The organism is Legionella sp. PATHC035, from assembly GCF_026191115.1.
In the GTDB taxonomy this organism is placed as follows: domain Bacteria; phylum Pseudomonadota; class Gammaproteobacteria; order Legionellales; family Legionellaceae; genus Legionella.
The window spans coordinates 3339555-3363519 of sequence record NZ_JAPHOT010000001.1; the positions used below are offsets into that span (position 1 = coordinate 3339555).

A 23965-nucleotide genomic window follows, 5' to 3' on the forward strand; every position below is an offset into this window, starting at 1 on the left:
AGATAAAGATTATATGATACTTTGAATGACTTCTAACTTCTGTGGCGTTATTGGAAAAATAGCTTGCTAGGCGTGAGATATACTCCTTTTATAGATCATTCCTGCTTTCGCGGTAATAAGAACCGAGGATTGTTTTCAACAAAGCTAATTGTGTTGCGATGTCTTGGTGACGTACTAATCTTTAAAGAAGTACTTTTTTGAGGAAATATGATTTGAAAAAAATCCGTAGGTGCCTCCAGCACTCTCTATTGTTGCTCCTAATTATTTTTTTTGAGAAAGGGTGGGCTGAACAAAGGTTGCCGCTTTTAAGCGATTTCATGCGAATTAAGACGGTCAACGAACCCGACTTATCGAAAGATGGAAAATGGGTTGTCTACACTGTTGAAGAAAATGTTAGTCAAACAGAGGCAATCCATAATATCTGGTTGGTATCGTATGACGGAAGTGTATCAAAGCAACTCACGAATAATAAAAAGGAAAACAGTTATTCACCGAAATGGAGCCCTGATGGTCTATGGATTGCCTTTTTATCAGAGAGGGGTGATTCTAAAAATTTGAGATTACTAAATAGAAAAAGCGGCGAAATAATTAAATTAACGAATAACCAGTATGATGTGAGCGATTTTACTTGGGCGCCAGATTCCCAAAATATCGCATTTATTGGGCATAAAGTAAACGGTGAAAAAGAATCTAAAAACAAACCGATAGTCATTACTCGATATCTCTTTAAAAAAGATAGAGAAGGATATCTTGGTGAGAAAAGAACGCATCTTTATCGTATCGCAATCCACAGTAAACACATTGAATTATTGACTCCAGGGCCCTATGATGAATGGGCTCCAGCGTGGTCTCCTGATGGAAAATACATTGCTTTTGTGTCACAAAGAGGAACAGACCCCGATAGAAATTTCAACTCGGATGTGTTTGTAATCCCTACAAAACCGGAAAGCAAAGCCAAACAGCTCACCAAATCTCCTGGAGCAGAAATGGATCCAGAATGGGAGTCTGCTCCCGCATGGAGCCCCGATAGCGCTGAAATCGCTTATTTGAGTAATAGTAACCACTCCCACATTTATGCCCCTACACAAGTAGCTGTTGTTGGATTGAGGAGTCCACAGGAACAAATTATTGCTCCTGTGGATCGTTGGTTTACCAAACCTAAGTGGTCTGAAGATGGTAAAACTATCTTTGCATTAATTGAAATAAGTAGAAATATTCATCTAAGTGAGATTAATGTCCGTACGGGAGTTGTTAAAGCACTAACTCATGGATTGCGTGTTGATAGTAATTTTTCCATAGCAGATCGACGCATCGTCGTTGTCTCCTCGGATGATCAACATCCACCAGAGCTCTTTGCAGTAGAAAATAGATTAAGACCACTCACTCATCATAATCAAAAACTTTTAGAGCAAGTAAAATTTTTGCCGGCAGATGATATTGAATTTAAAAGTGCTGATGGAACAGTGATTGAAGGTTTATTGCTAAAACCAGCAAACTACAAACCAGGGCATCATTATCCTGCTGTTTTAAATTTACATGGTGGGCCAGTTTATCAATTTAGCCATGAATTTAATTTTGACTGGCAATGGCTCGCTGCCCAGGGATATGCAATTATAGCCCCCAACCCACGAGGAAGTTCCGGCAGGGGATATGATTTTTCCAGAGCAATTCATGCAGATTGGGGCAACTTAGATGTCAAAGATGTTTTAGCTGCAGTCGATTACGTGATTAAGCAAGGTATTGTCGATCCTAATAAATTGGCGGTGGGTGGCTGGAGTTATGGTGGGATGCTTACTGATTATGTTATTGCCAGTACACAACGCTTTAAAGCCGCAATTAGTGGGGCAGGGACCGGGAATATCCTGGGGAATTATGGCGTGGATCAATATACATTAGAATATGAAGCCGAATTGGGCAAGCCTTGGCTCAATGTGCAAACTTATTTGAAATTAAGTTATCCATTAATGAAAGCGGATAAAATTAAAACGCCAACTTTATTCATGTGCGCCAGTTTGGATTTTAATATGCCATGTATTGGTTCTGAACAATTATACCAAGCCCTAAGATCACAAAATATACCGACACAATTAATCATATATCCTGAACAATATCATTCCCTTGATAGACCGGATTTTCAAATGGATCGTTTAAAACGATTTAAAGATTGGATCGATTTGCATCTGTAAGAGTATCTCAGAGATACTCATTACATTCCTGGTCTGTATGGCTCGAGCTCTTGCAGGCTTGTCGTTAGCTCTTCCGCCTGTTCTGCACTGATGAGTCCTTTCTTTTGTATTTGTCGAATGAATTCTATGGCTTGTTCTGGAGTTTCAAATACCAAGACAATTACATCTTTTCCTTCATATTGTTCAAGATTCTCTTTTTCTTCTTCGGACAGGTCTTGATAATGTTGACTGTTTTTAAATTCTGCTAAAGAAGTATAAGATTGATCCTCGGCATTTTGTTGATTCATAAATTGTCTGTAGTATGCAAGGATCTTCTGCCTCTTTTCGTCATCGTCTACGCTAAAAACCACGGATTTAGTCATATTAGAAAGCCTCTAAATTGTATTTAGTATTAAAATTTTACCTAAATTTGCGTCAGATATGGACCTGTTGGACAAATTTTACCCTTTCTTTACGAAGGCGCCTTATAAGTAATATAAAAGGTTAGTTAAGACTTCGTTTACCTCACCTCTCGAAAACTGGCCAAAGTGAGTCCCTATAGACTATAAATATCTATAGGGTTTTAATTTGCTTCTAGAAAAGAGCGATTATGGATAAACAAAAGTGCAATATCCTTTATGTTGATGATGAAGCGAATAATCTGACCGCCTTTGTCGCTACTTTTCGCCGCCATTTCAACGTGTATACTGCGACCTCTGGACGCGAGGGGATGGAGATTATGCGTCACAAGAACATTCAAATTGTGATTACTGACCAAAGAATGCCAGAAATGACGGGGGTGCAATTTTTAGAGTCAATTATTCCTGAATATCCCAATACCATTCGAATGATTTTAACCGGTTTTACTGACATTGAGGCAATTATTAAAGCGATTAATACTGGTCGGGTATTTCGTTATATTACCAAGCCATGGGATCCAGTTGAGTTAAAGATTAATATTGATACTGGATTGAAAATGTTAAACCTTGAGGAAGAGCGGTTGTCTTTGATTGAAAAACTGAATCATGAAGTATTATATCAAAAGCGAATTATGGAGTTATTTCAAAAATATGTACCTAAAAATATAGTCGATGAAATTTTAAATGATCAGGGGGAGGATTCGCTCATTCGCGGTGAATACCGCATCATTTCAGTCATGTTTGCTGACATACGCCAATTTACCTCATTATCGGATAGATTGGGTTCTGTTAAAACTGTGGAATTTCTTAATGCTTATTTTGAGTTAATGACTCAAAGAATACGAGAGAATCATGGTTGTATTAATAAATTGATTGGTGATGGAATCTTGGCTTTATTTGGCGCGCCTGTGTCACATATCGATAATCAGTTAAATGCTGTATCAGCAGGATTAATGATGATCGATGCCCTAAAAGAGTTCAATGACACGTATCGTCATGAAATAGGCCATGATATTACTATCGGAATTGGTATCAACACGGGAGAGGTCATTACTGGAAATATAGGGACCAGTGAGCATATGGAATATACCGCTATTGGTGATACCGTGAATATTGCATCCCGCATAGAAGAGCTTACCAAAGATAAACCCAATACCTTGTTGATTAGTGAAACAACTTATAAGCCTATTTCTGATGAAATTCTAGTTGAAGAGTTAGAGCCACAAATGATTCGAGGCAAGGATGAAAAGATCAGGCTTTATCGAGTACTTGGAAAGAAAACATGAGCCTCAATCCAATAAAAACTTGGCGGTTCTGCTACCAGAATCTAGTCACGGGCTTTCTTTATACATTGGGCGGTTTTGCAAGTAATATTTGGGTCATTCCAAACACATTGGTAACGCCACTCTGGCTTCCGTCGGGTATCGCTTTAGCGATGGTACTATGGTATGGAAATAATGTTGTGTTTGGAATAGTAGTTTCCGAGACCATTGTAACTGCTGTGTTAGGTAATCTCATGTCATGGCAAAACTGGATTGCATCCACCATAATTGGTTTTGGTGCTGGACTACAGGCAGTTTGGGCTGGAAAATTCATTCAATTCTATACTCATACCAAAACTCCGTTCTATACCGTTCGCGATATTTTAGTGTTTACATTCGGTGGCGATTTCCTTGTATCCCTTACGAGTTGTACTTTGGGAATAATCGCACTTGTTGTGTTTGGTTTTATTGAGCCCGATTTAGTTTTAAAAAATTGGTTCGTTTGGTGGATAGGTGATGCTGTAGGTATTATTGTGATGACCCCGCTTATCATGACCTGGTACCAAAAAAAATTCACCTTTCATTTAGCGCAATTCCTTGAGTTTATTATTTTGATCGTTTTGTTAGGTCTTACGATTAGCTTAATCTATATGTTGCATTATCCTTTAGCCTACATCTTGCTTCCTTTTGGAGTTTGGTCCGCTGTGCGCTTCAGTACTCGCTTTGCAACACTCATCGCGTTTTTTATATCAATTTCTGTTATTTGGCTTGAAATACATGGTTATAAAGAATTTTATATGACTAATATTTCAACCAGCTTATTATTCTTGCAAGCGTTTGTGGCGGTGATATTTTTTACTACTTTAGTTTTATCTGCTGTGATTACAGAGCGAAGAAGAGCACAAAGCGAACTACTGCAAGCTAATATTGAGCTGGAATCGCGTGTAGCGCAACGCACGCAGGATTTAAATGAAAAAAATATTCAGCTAAATCATGCATTAGACACGTTGAAACAGGCGGAAACTCAATTAATCCAAGCAGAAAAAATGTCTTCCTTGGGCGTACTAACTGCTGGAATCGCACATGAAATTAACAATCCAGTTAATTTTATTTCTGCCAATATTGGCCCCTTGAAAAATGATATTGAGGAAATTATACAATTACTAAATCAATATGCAGAAATTACCCCTGACACAATAAAAGATAAATTAATCGAGATTTCAAAATATAAAAAAGAAATCGATCTGTCTTTTACTTTGCAAGAAACTCATAATTTACTTAATGGCATTGAGGAGGGGGCGAGGCGCACAGCAAATATTGTAAAAGACTTACGTACTTTCTCTCGGCTTGATGAAGGCGCATTGAAACGGATTAATATTCACGAAAATATCGACTCCACCTTGGCCTTATTAAATAATTCATTTCGTGATCGTATTACCATCAAGAAAAACTATGGGGATATTCCTCAAATAGAATGTTTCCCTGGGAAAATCAATCAGGTGTTTATGAATATTCTTATCAATGCAGCGCAGGCAATCCCTGATCAGGGCGTCATTACGATTACTACAAGCAAGGAACATGAGCACGTTTTGATTCGTATTCGTGACACAGGTACTGGTATGACTAAAGAAACAATGGCCAGGATCTTTGAGCCTTTTTTTACTACGAAACCGGTTGGTCAGGGGACTGGTTTAGGTCTATCCATTTCCTATAGCATTGTTCAAGAACATCATGGAACAATTTCAATTCATAGTGATGCAGGAAAGGGCAGTGAATTTATCATCACTTTGCCAATAAAGCAGCTCCCTTAATTCTTATTTTGCAGGAGCGTTTACCTCAGTCAGGTAATATCTCTTTAATGTAACCACCAAAATATTTACGATAAAGAGTTAAATAGGTTCCATCGGCTTCTATTTGTAATAAGGCCTCATTTATTTTCGTAATGATCGCGGCATTTTTTTTAAGCGAAATGATTCCATATCCGTTTCCTACAGTGATAGGTTTTCCTACCAGTTGAAAACCTTTCAGGATATTGTTGAGTAGGTATTTGGCAACATTTGCATTCATTAATGCGACGTCAATGTCATGTTTATTGAGTGCAGAGATTAATACCGTAACTTTGGGATACACTTTAATATTTTCTTGGGAAGTATATTGAGGTAGAACACTGTATTGAAGCAAGGTCGCTTGCAGTACGCCAATTTTTTTGTTTTTAATATCATCTATTGAATGAATGTCTGAGCTTTTTAGTGATACAAATTGTCCCTTACTGGTTATGTAAGGCATACTGAATTGATAATGTTCTGACTCGGTATCGGTTAATGGACTTACTAAAAAGGTAACGTCGATAACGCCTGCCTGCAGATCGTTTAATTGGGTATCAAAATCGGTTGCTTTGTAGATACAGGGTGTATCAATGCGTTTGCATATCTCCCTCATGAGATCAACAGCAAATCCAAAATAATGATTATGGCTGTCTACTGATGAGAAAGGTGGAGCAAATTTTAAAATGCCTATCGTGATTGGATTACTGTGAGCAAAGAGACTACTCATTAGCAGAGTCATAAAAACAAGATGCTTAACAAGCTTCATGCTGTATCTCCATCCCTTATGTATTTAAACTCTAGATGGTTGGAAAGGGGTTGTCAATCAAGCAGTTAATGCAATCCCCATTTATTTGCCCCATAATTTACTGATTAAAAATTGTACTATAATTCTCTTAGGTTAATCAGAGTGATGGGTAGTACCATGCAAGAGAAATTGCAAAAACTTAGGCGAATAAATCCCATTAAAAATGGAGTTCCAAAGAATGAGGGAAATTGTCAATGGTGCGCTCTGGAAGGGGCTCGTCTGTTGCTTGAAAATGCGGAACCTAGGGAAATACCAAGTTATCGAGAAGGTGCAAATGATCCCATGGAGGACTATATTGAGGATGATTATCAAACAGTTTACAAGGGAACCCGCCAAGAATTTTTTTCTTCCTTGAAAGATCGACTGCAATCAGGCGAATTGATGTTAGTTAATTTGGACAATGAGTTCGATCATGCTTATATCATCTACAGAGAAGAAGATAAATATCACCTTATAGATCCCGATAGGCAGATTTTTGTTGTATTAAAAAGTGGTGATGATTTTATCCAAAAAGTAACAGGTTGGAAAAATGTTGATACTATTGATTATGCATCTGGGGCGAAAAATCCTGATGGCTCGGTAGACCGAGTCAATATGACCGTCACTCTATTAAATCACGATAAATTGAATGAAAAACCTTTACCTATTTATAGTGGAGAAGATAGGGATAAACCCAAAAAGAGTTCCGAGTGTAGAATCCTTTAATGAATCATGTCTTTATCGATGATCTTCGTATTTAAATTCATTAGTTCCCGCAGTAGAGATTAAGCACTAGGTTGGGCCAAGGCCCAACCTACAATTCTCTATAGAGCCTTATGAAACCAAGTTTTAGAAAAGTCTTGATTTTTGTCGTCATACTCATCATAGTGCAAATATAAAACTTGGGCTGGTGACAATCGTTATCCCTCCTTGTTTGTGATATCGAGCGCGTAGGTTGGGCCTTGGCCCAACAAAACAGCGACTTGGTGTATTAGGGCAAGGCCAACTCACAAGTTTGAAATAATTATTACCAGATGACAGCGTTCGCTAGAAAATTAATAAATTCTTACAAGGAGTTACAAATAAATGGGTTATAAATTACGCCTCAGCTTTTTATTGCTATTGAGTGTACCGTCGCTCCTATTCGCTGATGATACACTTGTTTTTGCTGTTGATATTATTCGGCATGGGGATAGAACACCCATTATTCCACTCCCTGCAGTAAATTATCAATGGCGAGAGGGACCAGGTCAGTTAACAGCTGAAGGCATGCGGCAAGAATATAAGCTGGGGGTCGAGTTTCGTCGAAGATATGTGGAACAAGCCCACTTATTACCCGATCACTATGAGCAAGGGACCCTTTATATTCGGTCTACTGGTTATGATCGAACGCTTATGAGCGCTCAGTCTTTATTAATGGGATTATACCCTCCTGGAACTGGTCCGAATACGGACTCTTCCATTCCTGCTTTACCTTATGGTGTTCAGCCTATACCTATTTTTAGCGCACCCGCTAAATATGACGAGGTAATTCTCCAGCAAGTAAGTCCTGCGGAACGGGAAAAGTTAATGGAGCAGTATGTATACTCAACCAAAGAGTGGCAGCAAAAAAATGATGAGCTCAAAGATAAATATCCTCTTTGGAGCGCATTTATAGGTGCACAAATTGGTAGCTTGAATGATCTTCAATTACTCGGTGATGCCTTATACATACATCAAATACATAATGCGCCAATGCCTGTTGGGCTGAGTACTGAGGATATTGAAACGATTATTGCTGCCAGTAATTGGGCTTTTATGGCTCAAGAAAGGCCGCAACAAGTAGCAACTGCCTACAGCGGCAAACTCATGACAAACATTGCTAATTATCTCAAAGGGGGTAGTGAGAAAAACGCCAAACTTAAATATGTATTATTGTCTGCTCATGATACGACAATTGCCAGTGCATTGAGTTTTTTGGGGTCTCCTTTGGAGAATGCACCACCATATGCTTCAAATCTTAATTTCTCACTGTATGAACGTGATGCGAATTATTATCTTGTAAAAATTACTTATAATGGCCATCCTGTTGCGATTCCTGCTTGTGGTGGAAATTCTTGTGAGTTACAACAGTTTATAAAGTTGGTACAGCGCACCAAAAATCATGAACTCGTTTAATTATTCTTTTTCAGGCTAAAAGCGAGTTTGTTGAAAAATCGTTGGTCATTCCGGCCTGGCGAGAATGACAACGACGCGATTTGTAGCGTGCGTTGGTTTAAGTTTTGCCTCAGCCTATAGGGGGGGTGATCATTTGAAAAGAAACCTAAAAATGGCTAGCCGTTATCCCAAGTGGAGCGAGGGAGCTCTATCTTACAGCACGGTATTGCGAGTGGAGAACCCTCGGTATGCTCGTAATCCATGTTTGCTGCTTTAAAATCACCTCATTTTAATCGCGAAGTGGAGTTATCTTCCTATAAATAGCGCTCTTTAATGTGGGCAAAATAATAATCGGGATTTAATTTTTCGCCTGTTGCTTCGCGTAAAAGTTCTTGATAAGGCAATAACCGTCCTTTTTCATGAATATGCGTTCTTAACCAAAGTAACAACGATTTAAAATCCCCTTGTTTGAGCTGTTCTTTAATATCAGGAAGTGATTTTTTTACTGCTGAGAATAATTGAGCAGCAATTAATGCTCCAAAAGTATAGGCTGGAAAGTATCCAAAAATTCCTGAAGGCCAATGAACATCTTGCATCACTCCGTTTTTATCATCACCTTTTGTAGATAATCCTAAATACTTCTGCATGGATGAATCCCACACCTCTGGCAGGTCTGCAATAGTAATTTCGGAAGCAAAGAGTTGTTGCTCGATTTCATATCGAAGTATCACATGTAAGGGATAAGTTACTTCATCTGCATCAACACGAATTAAACCAGGCGCTACTTTAGTATCATGATAAAGAATATTTTCTTCCGTTATATTGGCTACATCCTTAAAATATTTTTGTGCTATTGGTACCAAGAAATGGATGTATTCCAAACTTCTGCAAATCTGCATTTCAATAAATAAGGATTGACTCTCATGAACAGCCATCCCTAAAGAATGCCCAACAGGTTGAATACTCCATTCTTTAGGTAAACCTTGTTCGTAGAGTGCATGTCCGGTTTCATGGGTAATTGCCATTAATGATGATAAAAACTCATGTTCTTTGTAGCGGGTTGTAATGCGAACATCACTAGAGATGCCGCCACAAAACGGATGATGGCTCACATCCAGCCTTCCGTGATTAAAATCAAAACCCAGACGCGCCATTATTTCCATTCCAAGCTGCTTTTGCTTTTCTAGTGGAAAATCTCCTGTGATTGCTTTTATCTGCCGATCCTTTTGCTTTTCAATAATTTGGGGAATTAGCTTGGGTAGTTCATGTTTTAGTAAATTAAAGATAGGTGTAATCGTTTTACAATCTAAATCTGGCGAATACTCATCAATCAAAACATCCAGAGGCGATTTATTAAATGTTTGTGATTTAATTTCTGCAATGGTTTTTATTTTTTGAAATAATTTTTCCAGATAAGGCTTAAATGATTTCCAGTCATTGTTTGCACGTAATTCGCGCCATGCCTGGCCGCAGATTAACGATTCATTAGTAAATTCTTCGACTAAATGTACTGGGATACAGGTTGCTTGCAGATATTCTTTCTCCATCCAATAAAGATTTCTTTGCTGCCAGGTTGTTAAATGATCAATTTCCTTGGCTTGTTTGATTAAGTCGCCTACTTTTTTATGGGTTAGCCAATCATGTTGAACAGCACTTAAGGTGGCTAAAGCTTCTGCTCGTGCTTTACCACCACCAGCTGGCATCATAGAGGCTTCATCCCAGGAGACAATTGCCGCCAGATTTTCAAAGTCATAATATTTTTTAAAATGTTGTTCTAATTGTTGGTATGCATTCATGAATGATCTCTTTATTCTATTTTGTCGAGTTTGGTCATTTTTTGTTTTAGACTGATATTCAGTTATATTGGATTTGCATTCCCGACTTGGCGGGGATGATAAAATCAAAAAAAACCACCTTAGACTCTATTTTGACATGGGTTATTTTAAATATATCTCCATAATTAAAGGATTCAAATAAATTTATGACTCGCTTAATAAATAAAGGGAATTATTTTTTTCTTTACCTTTGACTTGTATTGTTCATATTCAGAATATTTTTTGCTTAATAACATTTCTTCTTTTTTTGCTTTGAAATCGAAAAAAATGATTAAAATTAATGAAGTAATGAAAGAGAGTAGTGCGCCCCAGAATACAGACCAGCCAATAGCCATTGCAATGACTCCTGCATAGATTGGGTGCCTAACGATACCGTAAATTCCTGAGGTAACGAGCTGAGTGTTTTGTTTTGGGGTGACAACCGGTGTTAAAGCTGCTCCTAATTGTTTTGCCGCAATGATTAGGATCAAAAAACCGATAATAAAAAATACTGAACCAATGATCTGCAATATCAGACTATGAACAGACATCAATGGTGTGAGCAGAAGAATGACTAAGCCTATAACCATCTGTGTGACTACATATTTATCAAGGTATTGAGAGTTCATCATGGTTACTCAGTTTTAATAACCAGTTCAAATTGGAACGGGTATTGATCATCCACTACCTAAGCTATAGCCTAAATTGCTTGTTGGGTCAAAATAATTTGCTCATTTATAATACAATTTATATTTAAAAATCAATAACATTGACTCCAATTGACCCTTCTAAATAATAGTGCGAAAAATAAATATAATTGTTTATTTGGCCTACCAAAATTTGTAAATTAAATGTAAACTTGCCTCCTGAAAAGACAGAGCAGTGACAAAACGAGCTTCTTTTCAAGGGTTTACTTTTATCGGAATTGTAATTATTTTAATTCTTAAGGAGCAATGATATGCCTCACACACCACCAGGCTCACCTAAAGTTGAGAGAAAGACTGAAGAAGAAAAAGATTTGCACAGCTCACAGGAAAGTACCGAAGAAGAGCAGGAGAGTTTAGATAACTCGCAAGAAATTTTAGAACAAGAAAGCTTACAACAAGGACTTGAGTCTGAAGAGGCACAACAACAAAACCCAGAGCAAAATGAACAACCAAGAAATACAAATTCCTTTTTTGGTTTTGCTCCTAGAACAGTACCTGGTTTTCTTTGTCCTCAGGGCCATATTCATTTTATTTGCCCAAATGGTCATTTCCATACCATACCAGCACCAGCAGAGTTAAGGTTAACAATGGCATTGGCATCCATGTTAAATGTTCTTGATAGACTTAATTTAAATGAGGAAGAAGAACTGGAAGAGAACACTAATCCAGCATCACCTGAACAAAAAGAAGACGTAGAGTCAACAGAGCAGAAAGAAGTGGTGAATGAGGACAAGCAAGAGGAAGAAGAAGATACAGAAGAAGAACGCGTCCATTGCTTTACCATGTAATTTCTAAATCCGCAGCCTTGAGCTGCGGATTTTTACCTTAGACCGTATCCCTCATTTTTTAGTGAACCCGATATTACCTCTTGAAGCACGATTGATCCTTTACCTCAACCTCTTATATCATCGCACTGAAAACATCTCTAAAATTCAAACTAAGCTGAGTGTACATGATACTAATAATCAAGATGATTAAAAAACTTGTTCTTTTCTTTCCATTTTTGGCCATGATGTTATTGTTCAAAGCCATAGTCGTTAATGGCGCTCCTGAATCCAATAAAATTCAAGTCGAAATCAATAAACTGGCGGAGATAAATAAACTAGGTAGGAAAGTCAGTTCTGCTCAATTGCCCAGCCCTTACAGTAAACTATTAACTCAGCCTTTAATGACACCAAGTATCGAGAAGTATTATGGCCGTCATGCAATTATAAAAACAATTGTTGCAAGTCAGGATCCAGAGAGTAATACTTATCGCCGCTCGATTGTCATGCTGATTGATAGCAATAAAGAACGGAATGAGCCCAATGTGGCACAAACAAAAAAAGAGGCCATGGTTGTCGAGCTCGCGTTTATTACAATGAATTTCAATGAATTACCCAAGAGCATGATCGCAGAAGTACTGCATACGGATACTCCTTTTGGCAAACTGTTAACCAAATATCAAATTCAAACGCTCACCCAGAATCGAAATTATTATAAAGTCCGATGCGACGAAACACTAGCGTCGTTAATCAATTGCAATTTAAATGATTCTATTTATGGACGCACCAATACTCTTATTCGCGCCAATAATAAAAAATGGTTGGCTCATGTTGTGGAAATTTTACCCAATCCTGCGGAAACCATTCCCCATGCCAAAAAGGTGACTGGTACTCGATAACCTATTGTTTTTAGTGTTTATTAAATGCTTATTGTGATATTATCCAGTCCAATAATATAAAGATACGGTTTGTGCCGATTTTGCTAGCTTGAGCTGAAATAGCCAAAATAGTAGAAAGGTAAACAGACCCCGGAGCAAAAGGAACTTGGTGATTTATGTGGAATGAAAAAGCAACAAAGCCCTTTCTGATTACTTATATCGGATTTTTGTTTCTAGCAACTTTTTTCATAGTTCCGACCATTACGAGCTTTTATTATTACGCTTGGGGAAAACACCTGGCTTGGTCCTATTTTGATGGCCCACCCATGATTGCTTATTTTTTCCATATTTCTCAAGCCCTGTTTGGCAATACTTTCTTTTCTATCAACATTGTCGGTTTTTTATGCTTGATTGGGGGCGCCTATTATGTATACAAGACAGGTTGTCTTTTGCATGATCAGCGAACAGGATTAATTAGTGCCTTGATCTGGGTCGCTTTGCCCACGACCACGGAAAGTATTTTTGTTCGCGTTTTATACGATGCTCCATTAAATTTATTTACTGTCGTGTCCTTCTATTATTTTGCTCGTTATATTTCCCACAAACGAATTCTTGATCTTTATCTGTGTGCCTTGTTTATTGGTGCCATGATTTTATCTAAATATACTGCGGTTGTTAGCGTAATCGGATTGTTGCTGTATGTTGTTTTTTCACAACAGCGACAACTCTTTAAAAGCATGCATTTTTACCTGGCGAGTTTCATCATTATTCTGATGGTTTCTCCTGTAATTTATTGGAATATCAATCATCATTGGATATCAATTACTTATTTATTAAATTTTCACAGTCAAACCCAAACCAATACGACGATCGTTCATTGTCTCGTTGAACTTATAGGGGCATTGGTGATTAATTACTCCGTTTTCCTAGTATTGGCTGCATTGGGGTGGTTTAAGTATCAAAAGAATAAAAATAGAACCAAGAATGCGATTTTGGAATTGTCTTATGCGGTGTTGGTTGCTGGCCTGGGTTTTTGGATTACAGCGACTTTATTGGGAGGCGATGCGCGAGTGGTTTACTTGACTCCGCTGGGAATGAACCTCGCGCTGATCACGGGTTACCTCATTACCCAATATAATTATCAACGTTTTTTCATGATAATTTATCCATTTTTTCTGTCCCTTAGTATTATTATGATTGTTATTAATTCATGGCCCATCGCTTACTATTTGAAAAAAGGCAGGGCTTATACAGTACTCAACAAAGCGATTCACTCACTTGAAATGATAAAGGAAGAACAACCTATCGTTACGGGTTATTATACTAATGCTGCAGCATTGAATTTCTTTATGCCCAATGAGCCTGTGTATGCAATTCCTTGCGGTGATATCAATCAATATCAATATTGGGGAGAGGCTTTTTTAAATTCATTATCCAGAGGAAAAATTAACAAAATAACCTATATTGATTTTAGAGAGACAAAACAATGTGCGGAGCGATTTTTTAATCAGTGCCAATCAGTCGCTGCATTATCGCATCATAAAATAATTCCAGTCATTCACAAGCAAACTAAACCCATACATTTATTTGTGTATGAATGCTCTTCACCTCGTAATCAAATTGCTAATGGCTAACAAAGAAATCAGCAGAATGAGCAAGTTAGGCTTAGGAATTGTTCTGGAGCCTCTTAGGTAATTTGGGATTTATTTTCTCATACTGTTTCTTTTCGATTGCACTTGTAATTCTATAACGTAATAATGGTTCCGAATTTAACCAGTCACAAACATGTTGTGTTTGTATTAGGCTACTCATAAGGAAAAACCATGAAACAAAAATTACTCATAGGATTTACAGTTGCCGCACTGTCTTTTGCACACCTGGCGCATGCTGATTTTACTTTTAATTCGGGCTCAAATTCGTGTGATGATATTCCCGGAAATTGGTCTGGTTCAGGCAAGGCGACTAATTGGTTAATCGGAGAATGTGTTTATAATGGAGCAGGAACAGTCAGTGCTGTCGATAAAGAGGGTAATTTAAACATAGAAGTAACGGCTGATAAACGCTCAGGAAGTCTCGTGTGCCCAGACCATAATACCACGCAACTGAAGGGAATTTGTGTTAATGGAATGGTAACTATCAAAACAGAATACGGTAACCTGAGCGGCATTTTTTCAAAAACTTCAGGCAGCGCAAAAGGCAAGCTCACTGTTTCACCGGGTATGGATGTGGATGTATCCATTCAATTTAACCGGGTAGGGTAAAAATTGATTTAAAGCCTGAATGAAGCGTTTTTGATGAGGGCTGCATTCAGGCTAGATTGCGTCAAACCTATAACGATTTTTTTAAAGTCACTATATGTTGATAGGCTTCATTGATTCGTTGTTGACTGATTTCACCCGATTGGACTTTAGCTTCAATGATGTCAATAACTTGGGCTGGATTTTGTTCTGGAACAGATAAATTGTTTCCAAATATCAGCATATCTGCGCCAGCATTGATGGCCAGTACTAAAGCCTGTTCAAGACCATAATTCTCGCTAATGGCTTTCATTTGCATGTCATCTGTAATAATGACGCCTTTAAAATGGAGTTGATTGCGCAGCAGGTCAGTTAATATTTTATGAGATAGAGTGGCTGGCAGTCCAGATCGATCAAGTTGTCGATTCACAATATGTGCGGTCATCACGACACCGCATGTTTCATCAGAGTTGATCAGGCGTGTAAAAGGCTCTAACTCATAAGGGTGCCAGGTTTCTGTAACATCCACAAAGCCCAGGTGTGAGTCTTTAGTGGAACTCCCATGACCTGGAAAGTGTTTATAAGCACATTGAATTCTTTGATTGAGGAAATGATGGGTGTAAATACGTGCAAAGCGGGTAACCTGTTTGGGATCGCTGGAGAAGCTTCGATCTTTTTTCCCAATCACTGGATTGTCTTGATTGACGTTGACATCCAGTTCCGGGGCAAAATCTAAATTAAATTCCGTTTTTTTTAGAGTTTGACTCATAGATTTCGCGGTAGACTCAGCCTCCTTTATGCCTCTTTTACCCACTTCTGCAGCAGATAAGGTTGGAGGAAATCCATATTGCTCACCGAGGCGATTTACCTGTCCCCCTTCATAATCCACGGAAATCAGAAGAGGTAATTGCATTCGATGATGTTGCAAATTACCTTGCTCCGCATAGTATTGCAGTTCATGATTCAGTTTTTTTACTTGTTCCGGACTTTCAATATTTTTATCAAAGGTGTTTGTATGATAGTTGTAGTCGAATAAAATCACGCCTCCAATATTATTTTCTTCAATTGTTTTGACTATTGGCGATTTTGCATTAATTTTTTTTCCGTCAAAACCAATAAGAAGCATTTGGCCAATTTTATCGCGCAAACTGACTTCAGATATAGGCCCAGCAAGGCAACTTGCGGAAAAAAATAAAGCTAAAAGCAGTGAAAAAAAATAGTTCATATATGGCCTATGTATTTTCTAAGTGGTGCAAATTTTATCATTTAGTTCTATTTTGTGCAATCTGCGACGGTTATGCCTCTCATCGTTTAAGTATACCTGATCGATGAGAGTTGCTATTATTTGTTGACCAAAAAAATTAGGGCCATAAGTTATGACTACTGCGAGTGAGTACTTTAATGAAAATTGGCAACGATACCAAAGTGCTCTGAAAAATAATACTTTATATCATCGTGAGATGTTGCAGGCATTGCAAAAATTTCTCTCAACACATGTAGGAAACCGAACTTTTTGCTTTGTGGATGTGGGGTGCGGGGATAGTAGTACCGTTCTACCCGTGCTTGCTGCAACTTCCATAAAAAAATATATTGGAATTGATGCAGCACAAAATGTTTTAAAAATGGCAGAAAACACATTAGCGTCCCTTCATTGTGAAAAAGAGTTTATTGCAGATAATATGACTTCCGCACTCCCGCGTTTAACCGCTTCGGTTGATGTCATTTATACCAGTTATGCGGTTCATCATTTATCGCTGGATGAAAAAGAACGATTTATTGCAGTCTGTAAACAGAAACTCAACCCCAATGGTTTTTTGTTAATGGTGGATGGGGTACGCAAACCGAATCAAACGCGTGATGAATGGCTGGATGCTTTGCAATCGCGAATGTTAGAAAGTAATCCTGAAATCGATGGCGATGAAATTATCGTTCGTATGGAACATCCGCGAGCTAATGATTATCCTGAAGAAATTGAAACCTTCGCCCAAATTGCACGACATCAATCTTGGCGTCATTTTCAAGTTCTGGTAGACCAGGGAATATTTGCTTTTATGGTATTTGCCAAGTAGTTTTGTAGTATCTGCTTCTCGGTACTCATTCGACGCTACAAGCTTAGATAATATGTAGCTTCTTGGACCAAAGTCCAAGCTACATCCTATTAATTCATTTAAGTAAACAGCTGTGCTTTTGTTGCATTAATGTAGATTTTATCGATTATCCCAATAATCAATGATGCTGGACCGGATGCACTAGAAGATGTTGGGCCAACGCAGTCGGCATAAAAATGTACCGCATTTTTGGCAGCCCAAAAAGGATCTTGGACTACCGAATTAAAAACACTAATAATCGCTGAAAGTAAATTGCCTATCCCCGCTACTTTTTGCACCATAGCTGAATCAAAATTAAATTGATCCATCTGATTGGAGTTGACAACCCAATGTCTTTTCCCGCTGACGACGACTACAAGCTTATGTTTTTTTGATAAGGACTTAGCTTGTTCAATTATTGTTTTGTCTTCGATCAGATGATTATTATCGTGGATGACGAGTTCGCCAGTCAGCAAACTCGCAATTTCATTTGGATAGCCACGAATAATAGAAATTTGATGTTTTTTAATCAGATTGGTTGCAACATCAGTTCGGTATCGGGTTGCTCCCGCTCCCACTGGATCTAAAATGATGGGAATATTCATTTGATTTGCTGTTTTACAGATGTGGTTACTCAGTTTGACAAAAGCGTTATCTAATTTGCCCAGATTGATTACCACTGCTTTCGATATTTTCAGTAGCTCCTCGACTTCTTCTTCGGCACTACACATTATTGGAAAGCCGCCAACACTGCGTATACCGCTTGCTACATAACCCATAGGAAAATAATTGGTAATGGTCAATACAAAAGGTTTTTGTTCTTTTATTTTCCTTAAAATGTCATTTATTTCAGGAGTCATGAACAGTCCATGTTTAAATAAGGTTTCATTGAAGTTACTTTAACTTACTTTTTAAATTACAACCACTGAATTTGTGGGTTAAGTTGCGCGTTAAATAACGATGATACATATCGCTTGAGATTAAATAGTACAATAATTTGCTTTTTCAAAGAATGCGAACTAAGTTTAAATTCTATGGATGGAATTTTAATCGCAAAGGAGAAAGTAACATGTCAAAACATAATAAATTTAAAAATGAGTCTCAAGATGCACGTCGTCACGATCAACAACATTCTGCTCATCCTGATAAAATGAAACATGCTCAGGAGAAATCTAAGGTAGAATCTCATTCGAATAAAAAGAAGTAAAATAAATTAGTTTCTGAGTCAATGGCCTTACCTAAAAAGGTAAGGCCAATCTGAGATTGGATTATCTGCAACGTAATTGACCCCATGCATTTCTCCAGCAACCGCGATGATATGGCGCTGGTGTAGCATATGGTCCTGGACGATTTAATACACATTGATTATACATATTCCTATGATATCCATGTCCGCAGCCTTGAGCTGCACTGGCAATGGATGTATAACCTACGGCGAAAAATATTGAACCGACAAAAATACCTGTACTTAACACTTTTGAAATGCATGAACTTTTACTCATTACATCCTCCTTGGTTTTACTTTTTTTTTTCACTCAGCTTAAGTATAGAGTTTATTTTTTATTTTGCATAAGTTTTCACCAAAAAATACATTGTTTTATACTAAGTGATTGAAAAAAATTCAAAAAGGAGTCGTGATGGATTATTCCGCCAACATGTTTTGAACACTTACCATTCATCTTCCCATAAATTTAATTGTTTGTTGGTTAAATCCTCTTTTTTACAAAACTTACTCCGTGTTAAATAGGGATCAGGGTCAACATTTAAGCGAAATTTTTTACAAGCAAGCTGAAATCGAGTATTTAAAAGAGTGGCATATTCTCCTTCACCACGCATGCGGCTGCCAAACCGTGCATCATATTCTTTGCCCCCGCGCATTTGCCGAATAAGGCTCATCACATGTTCGGCGCGTTGAGGAAAGTGTTGCGCAAGCCATTCTTTAAATAATTCTTTTACTTCATGAGGCAAGCGAATCAACACATAATCGGCATGCTTGGCTCCAGAGTCCGCCGCAGCGCGCAAGATTTTTTCTATTTCCATGTCATTGATCATCGGAATAACAGGAGCAACCAAAACACGAGTAGGTATCCCACTCTCAGTTAAGTGTTTTATGATTCTTAATCTTCCTGACGGTGTAGTAGTTCTGGGCTCCATAATCCGCTTTAAATCGGTGGAAAGCGAGGTAATACTTATTGCAACTTTAGCCAAATTTTGTTTCCCCATATCGGACAAGATATCTAAATCACGTTCTATAAGTGCATTTTTGGTAATAATAATTACGGGGTGATGGTAGTCCGCTAATACTTTTAAAAGAGTTCGAGTGATTTCCAGTTTCGCTTCTGCAGGTTGATACGGATCGGTATTTGCCCCTAGCACAATAGGCTTACACGTGTAATTTGATTTATTAATTTCTTTTTCTAGAAGCTTGGCAGCATCTACTTTGTAAAAAATTTTGGTTTCAAAATCGATTCCCGGCGATAAATTAACATAAGAATGGCTGGGTCTGGCGTAACAATAAATACAACCATGCTCACACCCTCGATAGGGATTAATCGACTGTTCAAAGCCTAGATCAGGGGATTCATTACGACTGATTATTGATTTGGCCTGTTCGGGCAATAAAAAAGTTTCCAGAGGAGGAAGAATCTCTTCTTCAATATCCCAACCATCCGCGAAAGACTCTCGAGTTTCAGCCTCGAACCGGCCATCTGGATTACTAAGAGCACCACGATTTTTAAGCGTCTGATTGGGTTTCATAAACAGTTATGAATAAATAAAAAACAGTTTAGTGTATCACACTCCTGAAAAAATATTTGGACTCTTTTAGGTAATGCTTACTCTCTGGGGTGATTGATTACGGACGCAGTCATTCTCGAAATACATGTTAGTTTTTGTTCTTCATTAAAAATCTTAACTTCCCAAACATGAGTGGAGCGTCCTATATGGATAGGGGAGGTGATGGCAGTAACAAGGCCTTGTTTCACGGAGTGAACATGATTGGCATTAATTTCTAAACCGACACAAAAAAATTGACTTATATCGATCACTGCATTTGCTGCAGTGCTGGCTACTGTTTCCGATAAGGCGACATTGGCACCACCGTGAAGAATGCCTATGGGCTGTTTGGTACGCTCATTGACTGGCATGGTTGCTTTTAAAAAATTATCACCTATTTCAATAAATTGAATGCCCAGAAACTCGGACATGGTATTTTTACCAAACTGATTTAGAGACTCGAGAGAAATTTCTTTAAACCATATAGCCATTTTAATCTCCTTTTTCTTAGAGCCTGCTTACAAAGCTGCTATTTTGGATCAATTTGGCGAACTGTAAGCAGAGCTTAAAATAAGATAAACTTTATTGATGCAAAAACCAATCAGAAAATGAATATGTTGAATCAAGCATGTATGAAATGTTTTATCTCTGGAAAAGTTCAGGGAGTGTGGTATCGCGCCTCGGCACAAAAAGAAGCAATAAAACTGGGAATTACCGGTTGGGCACGAAATCTTGATGATGGGCGTGTGGAGGTTTTTGCTTGTGGTTCTGTTGAAAACCTTGAACTATTTTACGCATGGCTAAAGGAAGGGCCGCAACTGGCTGTTGTCGAAGAATGTACCTATGAACAGTTGACTTGGAAAGAGTATGAGGGATTTGATACTTTTTAAGTGAAGTTATAATGATCCAGAAGAGCGCAGTATAATCCAGAATTTTCACGTTCATCCCGAGCGTATCAAGGATCCTCCAATTAGACTATGGCGCTACATCAAGAAGATCCGTCGCTACGCTCAGAATGAGGGTGGGCTAATCAATAGAATGAGACTTGATAAAATGTTCTATAGATTGAATTAATCGAAAAATCTGATCAGGGACAAATATTTCAAGTTGTGCAAAGACATGAATCATTCCCTTAAATTCTTCAAGGATTACAGAAACCCCCAAGTTTTCTATTTTTTTTGCAAACGCAACTGCTTCATCAAACAAAGGATCATATTCTGCTGCTGCGATATAACAAGGTGGCAATAATTCTAAATGTTGGAAATACATGGGGGATGCTTCAATGCGATCCCCTCCATTTCTAAAATAATTATCAAAATACCATTTAATTTTTTCTCGTGTGAGCAAAAAACCTTCTCCATTCCTTTGATATGAATCATAGTTCATAGAGAAATCAGTAGAAGGATAAATCAACACTAATCCTTTAATCGAAGCATCGCCCTGCTTTTTCATTTGATGGCAGACCGATAGTGCTAAATTTCCTCCGGCACTATCACCTGCTAAGAACACCTGTTCGGTTTTTACTGGAAATGCTTTTAGTAATTCAGCCTTTCGTTCAAACACTGCAATACAATCCTGCAACCCAGCTGGGTATGGAAATTCTGGAGCTAATCGATAACCCACAGAAAGAACTACAGTTTGGCTGGTAACCGCAATGCGGCGACAAAGAGCATCATGGGTATCGATACTTCCCGAGAGATGTCCACCTCCATGAAAATAAATAACTAAAGGTAATTTTTTTTGGGGAGCCGGATGATAAATTCGTGTTGGTATCACCCGATCAGCCATTTGCAGCACCAGGTTACTGATCAAGGGTACAAATAATTTAGGCAGGGCAAAAGCTTCCGCTGTTTTTTCTGCAAGATCACGAACTTCCTCAGGCACAAAAACAGCGGGTTTGGTGTTGCTCAAATTTAAAAAATTTTGCAGTGTTTGAGGTATATGGCTTCCTGACATGGATTGCCTCCTATTCCACGCTATGAGGCGTAGATATTTACTCTGAATCTCCAGATAACATCAACGAATTATTTATCATCAAACCCTTTATCATCAATAGTCCGACAACAAGTAACCAAACAATACTTAAAATAATAATAAAACTTAATAAAGGATTGATCATTAGATAGCCCATTAAAATGACACTGAGCGTTGCAAAACACATGTTGACAAAACTCATCATGGCGGCAGCACTGGCTTTATCCTTTAATGCATTAGAAGCTACAAATGAACCTCCTGAAAAGAGGAAACTACTGAACAAATATAAACTGGATGTAATCAGGAAAAACCATAACGTCGATTGACTCTCAAAATGCCACATCATCAATAAATTAACTATCCCCAGGGCAACGCCAAGAAAACCAATCGTAATGAGCTGATTTGCTGAGAAACGAGACAGTAATTGTTTGGAAAATAATCCGCCAAAGAGCATGCCCATAATGTTGAGTATATTCCAATAGCCATATTCTGCTGCTGAAAGTTTCAATAACTCCTCTGCGATTTGAGGTCCTGCAGCAGAAAAGCAATAAGATATTGCAGAACAACAACCCACCACTAATGAAAAAATAACCAGTTTTGCAGAAGATAGGGCGGCATAATAATCACGCATAATCGTCAAGACATGTATCGATTTAGGATGCATTAATGTTTCGCTAAATACACAAGTGCCCCAAAGCATGATGACGCCATGCATGAGTAAAATCCAAAAGCATCCTTGCCAGTGAAGATATTCAGTAATTAATCCACCAACCACTACAGCGATTCCAATCCCCAGTGCAAAAGACAACACCGAGTAGGCCATAGCCGTTTTGCGTTGTGACTCAGGTAACCATTCATTAATTAGCATGAAGGTACATGCAAGGCCACTGGCAGAACCTAAAGCGGTAATTAAACGTCCACTGACAAGCAACCAATAGCTCCCTTGTATCAAAGCAAGCAAACAAATAACAATCCCGAATAGATTAATGACTAGCCCTGTGCGTAGCGCTTTTAAACGCCCGAATCGGTTAGCGAGCGGGCCATAGATTAATTGACCTACCACATAGCCAATCAAAAACGCGGAGACGATCCATTCAACGGCTCCTGGGCCTAAAATATACTCGGCCTGGATTTTCGGTAAAGCCGGGGTGATAATTGCTGCCGAAACTGATGCAATTGAAATGTAGTTGAGCAACCAAAATAGATTAAATGAGGATGTTGTTCCACGAGCACTCATGGCTGTCCTTAGAGTAAAAGGATTCATTGTATGAGCTTCTTGATCTTAGTCAATAATTCTTTTTATCTCTTTTAATTCGTTTAGTGGATAATTTTCAATTAAACAGGGAGCGGGTAGCATTATTCTATAGGTGCTTTGCGAAATGTTCTGATGGTTTTATGAGTCTTGTTATCAATAATTTCACCGCGAATGTCACCAAAATAGCCATTGACTTGAATGAGCATCCAAGCATAAAGCTGGTCGATATCAGTTCCAGTTTGGGTCGCGATTCTTTCTTCTTTGCAGTATACATTTGCGGTGAATTGCGTGTTCATCTAAGAATCCTTTGAGCCAAACCTTATATATATAAGTTTAGCGTTTTTTACTTATTTCACCACGTGATTGAGGGGTATTTTAAACTATAATTTATAGAGGAGAATTGTTTTCAGGAGATTGTTATGAATACCAATTTTCTAGCTGCTGTATTAGGTTGGTATTTGGTAATTGTGAGCCTGCTTTTACTAACAAGACGTGAAATTGTAGTCACCGCAATGAGAGAATTAATGGGGCAACGTGCTGTAATGTTAGTTGTTGGCATATTAACTTTAATCATTGGTTTATTAATGGTTATTAGTCATAACGTTTGGGTAATGGGTTGGCCTGTTATTGTTACGATTTTTGCTTGGTTAACACTAATTGGCGGCTTATTTAGGCTCTATTGTCCAGATACTGTGTATCAAATTTGGAATAAAGTAATCGATAAATCCGGACTATTGATCACTACAGGGGTAATTACTTTAATCATAGGTCTATTTCTATTATACAAAGTTTATTTTCACTGATGGCATGATATGAAGCCCGGATTAGACGAAGTCGTAATCCGGGATTAAGATTTGATTCCCGAATTTACGCTACGCTAAT

At 38.1% G+C, this 23965-nt stretch carries 25 protein-coding genes; 13 read left to right on the plus strand and 12 right to left on the minus strand.

Annotation, left to right across the window (positions count from 1 at the left end):
• The first annotated feature begins 317 nt into the window (after nucleotides 1-317).
• A complete protein-coding gene (locus OQJ13_RS14520; protein ID WP_265711549.1) occupies nucleotides 318-2186 on the plus strand; it encodes a S9 family peptidase in 1869 nt (622 codons plus the stop codon).
• A gap of 20 nt (nucleotides 2187-2206) precedes the next feature.
• On the opposite strand, the gene OQJ13_RS14525 is transcribed toward OQJ13_RS14520, so the two are convergent.
• On the minus strand, nucleotides 2207-2548 hold the full coding sequence (locus OQJ13_RS14525) for a hypothetical protein (RefSeq protein WP_265711550.1): 342 nt from the start codon (nucleotides 2546-2548) through the stop codon (nucleotides 2207-2209).
• A 227-nt stretch (nucleotides 2549-2775) separates the two neighbouring features.
• On the opposite strand from OQJ13_RS14525, the gene OQJ13_RS14530 reads away from it, so the two are divergent.
• Nucleotides 2776-3870: an adenylate/guanylate cyclase domain-containing protein gene (locus OQJ13_RS14530; protein ID WP_265711552.1), complete on the plus strand. Its 1095-nt coding sequence runs from the start codon at nucleotides 2776-2778 to the stop codon at nucleotides 3868-3870.
• Nucleotides 3867-5657, plus strand: a complete 1791-nt coding sequence (locus tag OQJ13_RS14535) for an MASE1 domain-containing protein (protein ID WP_265711553.1) — start codon at nucleotides 3867-3869, stop codon at nucleotides 5655-5657. Before OQJ13_RS14530 ends, OQJ13_RS14535 begins: the two co-directional genes overlap by 4 nt.
• A gap of 25 nt (nucleotides 5658-5682) precedes the next feature.
• On the opposite strand, the gene OQJ13_RS14540 is transcribed toward OQJ13_RS14535, so the two are convergent.
• Nucleotides 5683-6438: a transporter substrate-binding domain-containing protein gene (locus tag OQJ13_RS14540; RefSeq protein WP_265711555.1), complete on the minus strand. Its 756-nt coding sequence runs from the start codon at nucleotides 6436-6438 to the stop codon at nucleotides 5683-5685.
• Between the two features lie 156 nt (nucleotides 6439-6594).
• Here OQJ13_RS14540 and OQJ13_RS14545 point away from each other — a divergent pair, with 156 nt between their 5' ends.
• Nucleotides 6595-7182: a hypothetical protein gene (locus tag OQJ13_RS14545; protein WP_265711556.1), complete on the plus strand. Its 588-nt coding sequence runs from the start codon at nucleotides 6595-6597 to the stop codon at nucleotides 7180-7182.
• A 360-nt stretch (nucleotides 7183-7542) separates the two neighbouring features.
• A complete protein-coding gene (locus OQJ13_RS14550; RefSeq protein WP_265711557.1) occupies nucleotides 7543-8613 on the plus strand; it encodes a histidine phosphatase family protein in 1071 nt (356 codons plus the stop codon).
• A gap of 293 nt (nucleotides 8614-8906) precedes the next feature.
• Here OQJ13_RS14550 and OQJ13_RS14555 read toward each other — a convergent pair whose 3' ends face one another.
• Entirely contained in the window at nucleotides 8907-10388 is a 1482-nt protein-coding gene (locus tag OQJ13_RS14555) for a carboxypeptidase M32 (protein WP_265711558.1), read from the minus strand.
• Nucleotides 10389-10582: 194 nt separating this feature from the next.
• The gene (locus OQJ13_RS14560) at nucleotides 10583-11038 is read right to left on the minus strand and encodes a methyltransferase family protein (RefSeq protein ID WP_265711559.1); all 456 of its coding nucleotides are present in this window, start codon (nucleotides 11036-11038) and stop codon (nucleotides 10583-10585) included.
• A 326-nt stretch (nucleotides 11039-11364) separates the two neighbouring features.
• Here OQJ13_RS14560 and OQJ13_RS14565 point away from each other — a divergent pair, with 326 nt between their 5' ends.
• From OQJ13_RS14565 to OQJ13_RS14580, 4 genes are all read left to right on the plus strand, one after another.
• Complete coding sequence (locus tag OQJ13_RS14565; RefSeq protein ID WP_265711560.1) at nucleotides 11365-11901, plus strand: hypothetical protein; 537 nt, start codon at nucleotides 11365-11367, stop codon at nucleotides 11899-11901.
• A 164-nt stretch (nucleotides 11902-12065) separates the two neighbouring features.
• Nucleotides 12066-12776, plus strand: a complete 711-nt coding sequence (locus OQJ13_RS14570; protein ID WP_265711561.1) for a hypothetical protein — start codon at nucleotides 12066-12068, stop codon at nucleotides 12774-12776.
• A 155-nt stretch (nucleotides 12777-12931) separates the two neighbouring features.
• Nucleotides 12932-14389: a glycosyltransferase family 39 protein gene (locus OQJ13_RS14575; RefSeq protein ID WP_265711562.1), complete on the plus strand. Its 1458-nt coding sequence runs from the start codon at nucleotides 12932-12934 to the stop codon at nucleotides 14387-14389.
• A gap of 189 nt (nucleotides 14390-14578) precedes the next feature.
• Nucleotides 14579-15016, plus strand: a complete 438-nt coding sequence (locus OQJ13_RS14580; RefSeq protein WP_265711563.1) for a hypothetical protein — start codon at nucleotides 14579-14581, stop codon at nucleotides 15014-15016.
• Between the two features lie 67 nt (nucleotides 15017-15083).
• Here the strand turns inward: OQJ13_RS14580 and OQJ13_RS14585 are convergent, their stop codons facing one another.
• Nucleotides 15084-16217, minus strand: coding sequence for a glycoside hydrolase family 3 protein (locus OQJ13_RS14585; RefSeq protein ID WP_265711564.1), 1134 nt, complete (start codon nucleotides 16215-16217; stop codon nucleotides 15084-15086).
• Between the two features lie 151 nt (nucleotides 16218-16368).
• On the opposite strand from OQJ13_RS14585, the gene OQJ13_RS14590 reads away from it, so the two are divergent.
• Nucleotides 16369-17061 (plus strand): class I SAM-dependent methyltransferase, encoded by a 693-nt coding sequence (locus OQJ13_RS14590; RefSeq protein WP_265711565.1) that lies wholly within the window; start codon nucleotides 16369-16371, stop codon nucleotides 17059-17061.
• A gap of 98 nt (nucleotides 17062-17159) precedes the next feature.
• Here the strand turns inward: OQJ13_RS14590 and OQJ13_RS14595 are convergent, their stop codons facing one another.
• Nucleotides 17160-17939, minus strand: coding sequence for a hydroxyethylthiazole kinase (locus OQJ13_RS14595; protein ID WP_265711566.1), 780 nt, complete (start codon nucleotides 17937-17939; stop codon nucleotides 17160-17162).
• Nucleotides 17940-18148: 209 nt separating this feature from the next.
• Here OQJ13_RS14595 and OQJ13_RS14600 point away from each other — a divergent pair, with 209 nt between their 5' ends.
• Nucleotides 18149-18286 (plus strand): hypothetical protein, encoded by a 138-nt coding sequence (locus OQJ13_RS14600; protein ID WP_164715639.1) that lies wholly within the window; start codon nucleotides 18149-18151, stop codon nucleotides 18284-18286.
• A gap of 61 nt (nucleotides 18287-18347) precedes the next feature.
• Here the strand turns inward: OQJ13_RS14600 and OQJ13_RS14605 are convergent, their stop codons facing one another.
• The 3 genes from OQJ13_RS14605 to OQJ13_RS14615 form a co-directional block, all read right to left on the minus strand.
• Complete coding sequence (locus OQJ13_RS14605; RefSeq protein WP_265711567.1) at nucleotides 18348-18581, minus strand: GCG_CRPN prefix-to-repeats domain-containing protein; 234 nt, start codon at nucleotides 18579-18581, stop codon at nucleotides 18348-18350.
• Nucleotides 18582-18747: 166 nt separating this feature from the next.
• Entirely contained in the window at nucleotides 18748-19836 is a 1089-nt protein-coding gene (locus tag OQJ13_RS14610) for a PA0069 family radical SAM protein (RefSeq protein WP_265711568.1), read from the minus strand.
• Nucleotides 19837-19913: 77 nt separating this feature from the next.
• On the minus strand, nucleotides 19914-20345 hold the full coding sequence (locus OQJ13_RS14615) for a hotdog fold thioesterase (protein WP_265711569.1): 432 nt from the start codon (nucleotides 20343-20345) through the stop codon (nucleotides 19914-19916).
• A gap of 123 nt (nucleotides 20346-20468) precedes the next feature.
• On the opposite strand from OQJ13_RS14615, the gene OQJ13_RS14620 reads away from it, so the two are divergent.
• A complete protein-coding gene (locus OQJ13_RS14620) occupies nucleotides 20469-20744 on the plus strand; it encodes an acylphosphatase (RefSeq protein WP_265711571.1) in 276 nt (91 codons plus the stop codon).
• A 136-nt stretch (nucleotides 20745-20880) separates the two neighbouring features.
• Here the strand turns inward: OQJ13_RS14620 and OQJ13_RS14625 are convergent, their stop codons facing one another.
• The 3 genes from OQJ13_RS14625 to OQJ13_RS14635 form a co-directional block, all read right to left on the minus strand.
• On the minus strand, nucleotides 20881-21810 hold the full coding sequence (locus tag OQJ13_RS14625; RefSeq protein ID WP_265711572.1) for an alpha/beta hydrolase: 930 nt from the start codon (nucleotides 21808-21810) through the stop codon (nucleotides 20881-20883).
• Nucleotides 21811-21847: 37 nt separating this feature from the next.
• The gene (locus tag OQJ13_RS14630) at nucleotides 21848-23065 is read right to left on the minus strand and encodes an MFS transporter (RefSeq protein ID WP_265711955.1); all 1218 of its coding nucleotides are present in this window, start codon (nucleotides 23063-23065) and stop codon (nucleotides 21848-21850) included.
• Between the two features lie 119 nt (nucleotides 23066-23184).
• On the minus strand, nucleotides 23185-23379 hold the full coding sequence (locus tag OQJ13_RS14635; protein WP_028382033.1) for a hypothetical protein: 195 nt from the start codon (nucleotides 23377-23379) through the stop codon (nucleotides 23185-23187).
• A gap of 123 nt (nucleotides 23380-23502) precedes the next feature.
• Between OQJ13_RS14635 and OQJ13_RS14640 the strand changes: the two genes are divergently transcribed.
• Entirely contained in the window at nucleotides 23503-23886 is a 384-nt protein-coding gene (locus OQJ13_RS14640) for a DUF308 domain-containing protein (protein WP_265711573.1), read from the plus strand.
• Nucleotides 23887-23965: the final 79 nt, after the last annotated feature.

What these genes read in the sequence shown, in the direction of transcription:
- OQJ13_RS14520 (WP_265711549.1), top strand. Translation starts at nt 318, where the DNA reads ATGCGAATTAAGACGGTCAACGAACCCGACTTATCGAAAGATGGAAAA.
- OQJ13_RS14525 (WP_265711550.1), bottom strand. Translation starts at nt 2,548, where the DNA reads ATGACTAAATCCGTGGTTTTTAGCGTAGACGATGACGAAAAGAGGCAG.
- OQJ13_RS14530 (WP_265711552.1), top strand. Translation starts at nt 2,776, where the DNA reads ATGGATAAACAAAAGTGCAATATCCTTTATGTTGATGATGAAGCGAAT.
- OQJ13_RS14535 (WP_265711553.1), top strand. Translation starts at nt 3,867, where the DNA reads ATGAGCCTCAATCCAATAAAAACTTGGCGGTTCTGCTACCAGAATCTA.
- OQJ13_RS14540 (WP_265711555.1), bottom strand. Translation starts at nt 6,438, where the DNA reads ATGAAGCTTGTTAAGCATCTTGTTTTTATGACTCTGCTAATGAGTAGT.
- OQJ13_RS14545 (WP_265711556.1), top strand. Translation starts at nt 6,595, where the DNA reads ATGCAAGAGAAATTGCAAAAACTTAGGCGAATAAATCCCATTAAAAAT.
- OQJ13_RS14550 (WP_265711557.1), top strand. Translation starts at nt 7,543, where the DNA reads ATGGGTTATAAATTACGCCTCAGCTTTTTATTGCTATTGAGTGTACCG.
- OQJ13_RS14555 (WP_265711558.1), bottom strand. Translation starts at nt 10,388, where the DNA reads ATGAATGCATACCAACAATTAGAACAACATTTTAAAAAATATTATGAC.
- OQJ13_RS14560 (WP_265711559.1), bottom strand. Translation starts at nt 11,038, where the DNA reads ATGATGAACTCTCAATACCTTGATAAATATGTAGTCACACAGATGGTT.
- OQJ13_RS14565 (WP_265711560.1), top strand. Translation starts at nt 11,365, where the DNA reads ATGCCTCACACACCACCAGGCTCACCTAAAGTTGAGAGAAAGACTGAA.
- OQJ13_RS14570 (WP_265711561.1), top strand. Translation starts at nt 12,066, where the DNA reads ATGATACTAATAATCAAGATGATTAAAAAACTTGTTCTTTTCTTTCCA.
- OQJ13_RS14575 (WP_265711562.1), top strand. Translation starts at nt 12,932, where the DNA reads ATGTGGAATGAAAAAGCAACAAAGCCCTTTCTGATTACTTATATCGGA.
- OQJ13_RS14580 (WP_265711563.1), top strand. Translation starts at nt 14,579, where the DNA reads ATGAAACAAAAATTACTCATAGGATTTACAGTTGCCGCACTGTCTTTT.
- OQJ13_RS14585 (WP_265711564.1), bottom strand. Translation starts at nt 16,217, where the DNA reads ATGAACTATTTTTTTTCACTGCTTTTAGCTTTATTTTTTTCCGCAAGT.
- OQJ13_RS14590 (WP_265711565.1), top strand. Translation starts at nt 16,369, where the DNA reads ATGACTACTGCGAGTGAGTACTTTAATGAAAATTGGCAACGATACCAA.
- OQJ13_RS14595 (WP_265711566.1), bottom strand. Translation starts at nt 17,939, where the DNA reads ATGACTCCTGAAATAAATGACATTTTAAGGAAAATAAAAGAACAAAAA.
- OQJ13_RS14600 (WP_164715639.1), top strand. Translation starts at nt 18,149, where the DNA reads ATGTCAAAACATAATAAATTTAAAAATGAGTCTCAAGATGCACGTCGT.
- OQJ13_RS14605 (WP_265711567.1), bottom strand. Translation starts at nt 18,581, where the DNA reads ATGAGTAAAAGTTCATGCATTTCAAAAGTGTTAAGTACAGGTATTTTT.
- OQJ13_RS14610 (WP_265711568.1), bottom strand. Translation starts at nt 19,836, where the DNA reads ATGAAACCCAATCAGACGCTTAAAAATCGTGGTGCTCTTAGTAATCCA.
- OQJ13_RS14615 (WP_265711569.1), bottom strand. Translation starts at nt 20,345, where the DNA reads ATGGCTATATGGTTTAAAGAAATTTCTCTCGAGTCTCTAAATCAGTTT.
- OQJ13_RS14620 (WP_265711571.1), top strand. Translation starts at nt 20,469, where the DNA reads ATGTTGAATCAAGCATGTATGAAATGTTTTATCTCTGGAAAAGTTCAG.
- OQJ13_RS14625 (WP_265711572.1), bottom strand. Translation starts at nt 21,810, where the DNA reads ATGTCAGGAAGCCATATACCTCAAACACTGCAAAATTTTTTAAATTTG.
- OQJ13_RS14630 (WP_265711955.1), bottom strand. Translation starts at nt 23,065, where the DNA reads ATGAGTGCTCGTGGAACAACATCCTCATTTAATCTATTTTGGTTGCTC.
- OQJ13_RS14635 (WP_028382033.1), bottom strand. Translation starts at nt 23,379, where the DNA reads ATGAACACGCAATTCACCGCAAATGTATACTGCAAAGAAGAAAGAATC.
- OQJ13_RS14640 (WP_265711573.1), top strand. Translation starts at nt 23,503, where the DNA reads ATGAATACCAATTTTCTAGCTGCTGTATTAGGTTGGTATTTGGTAATT.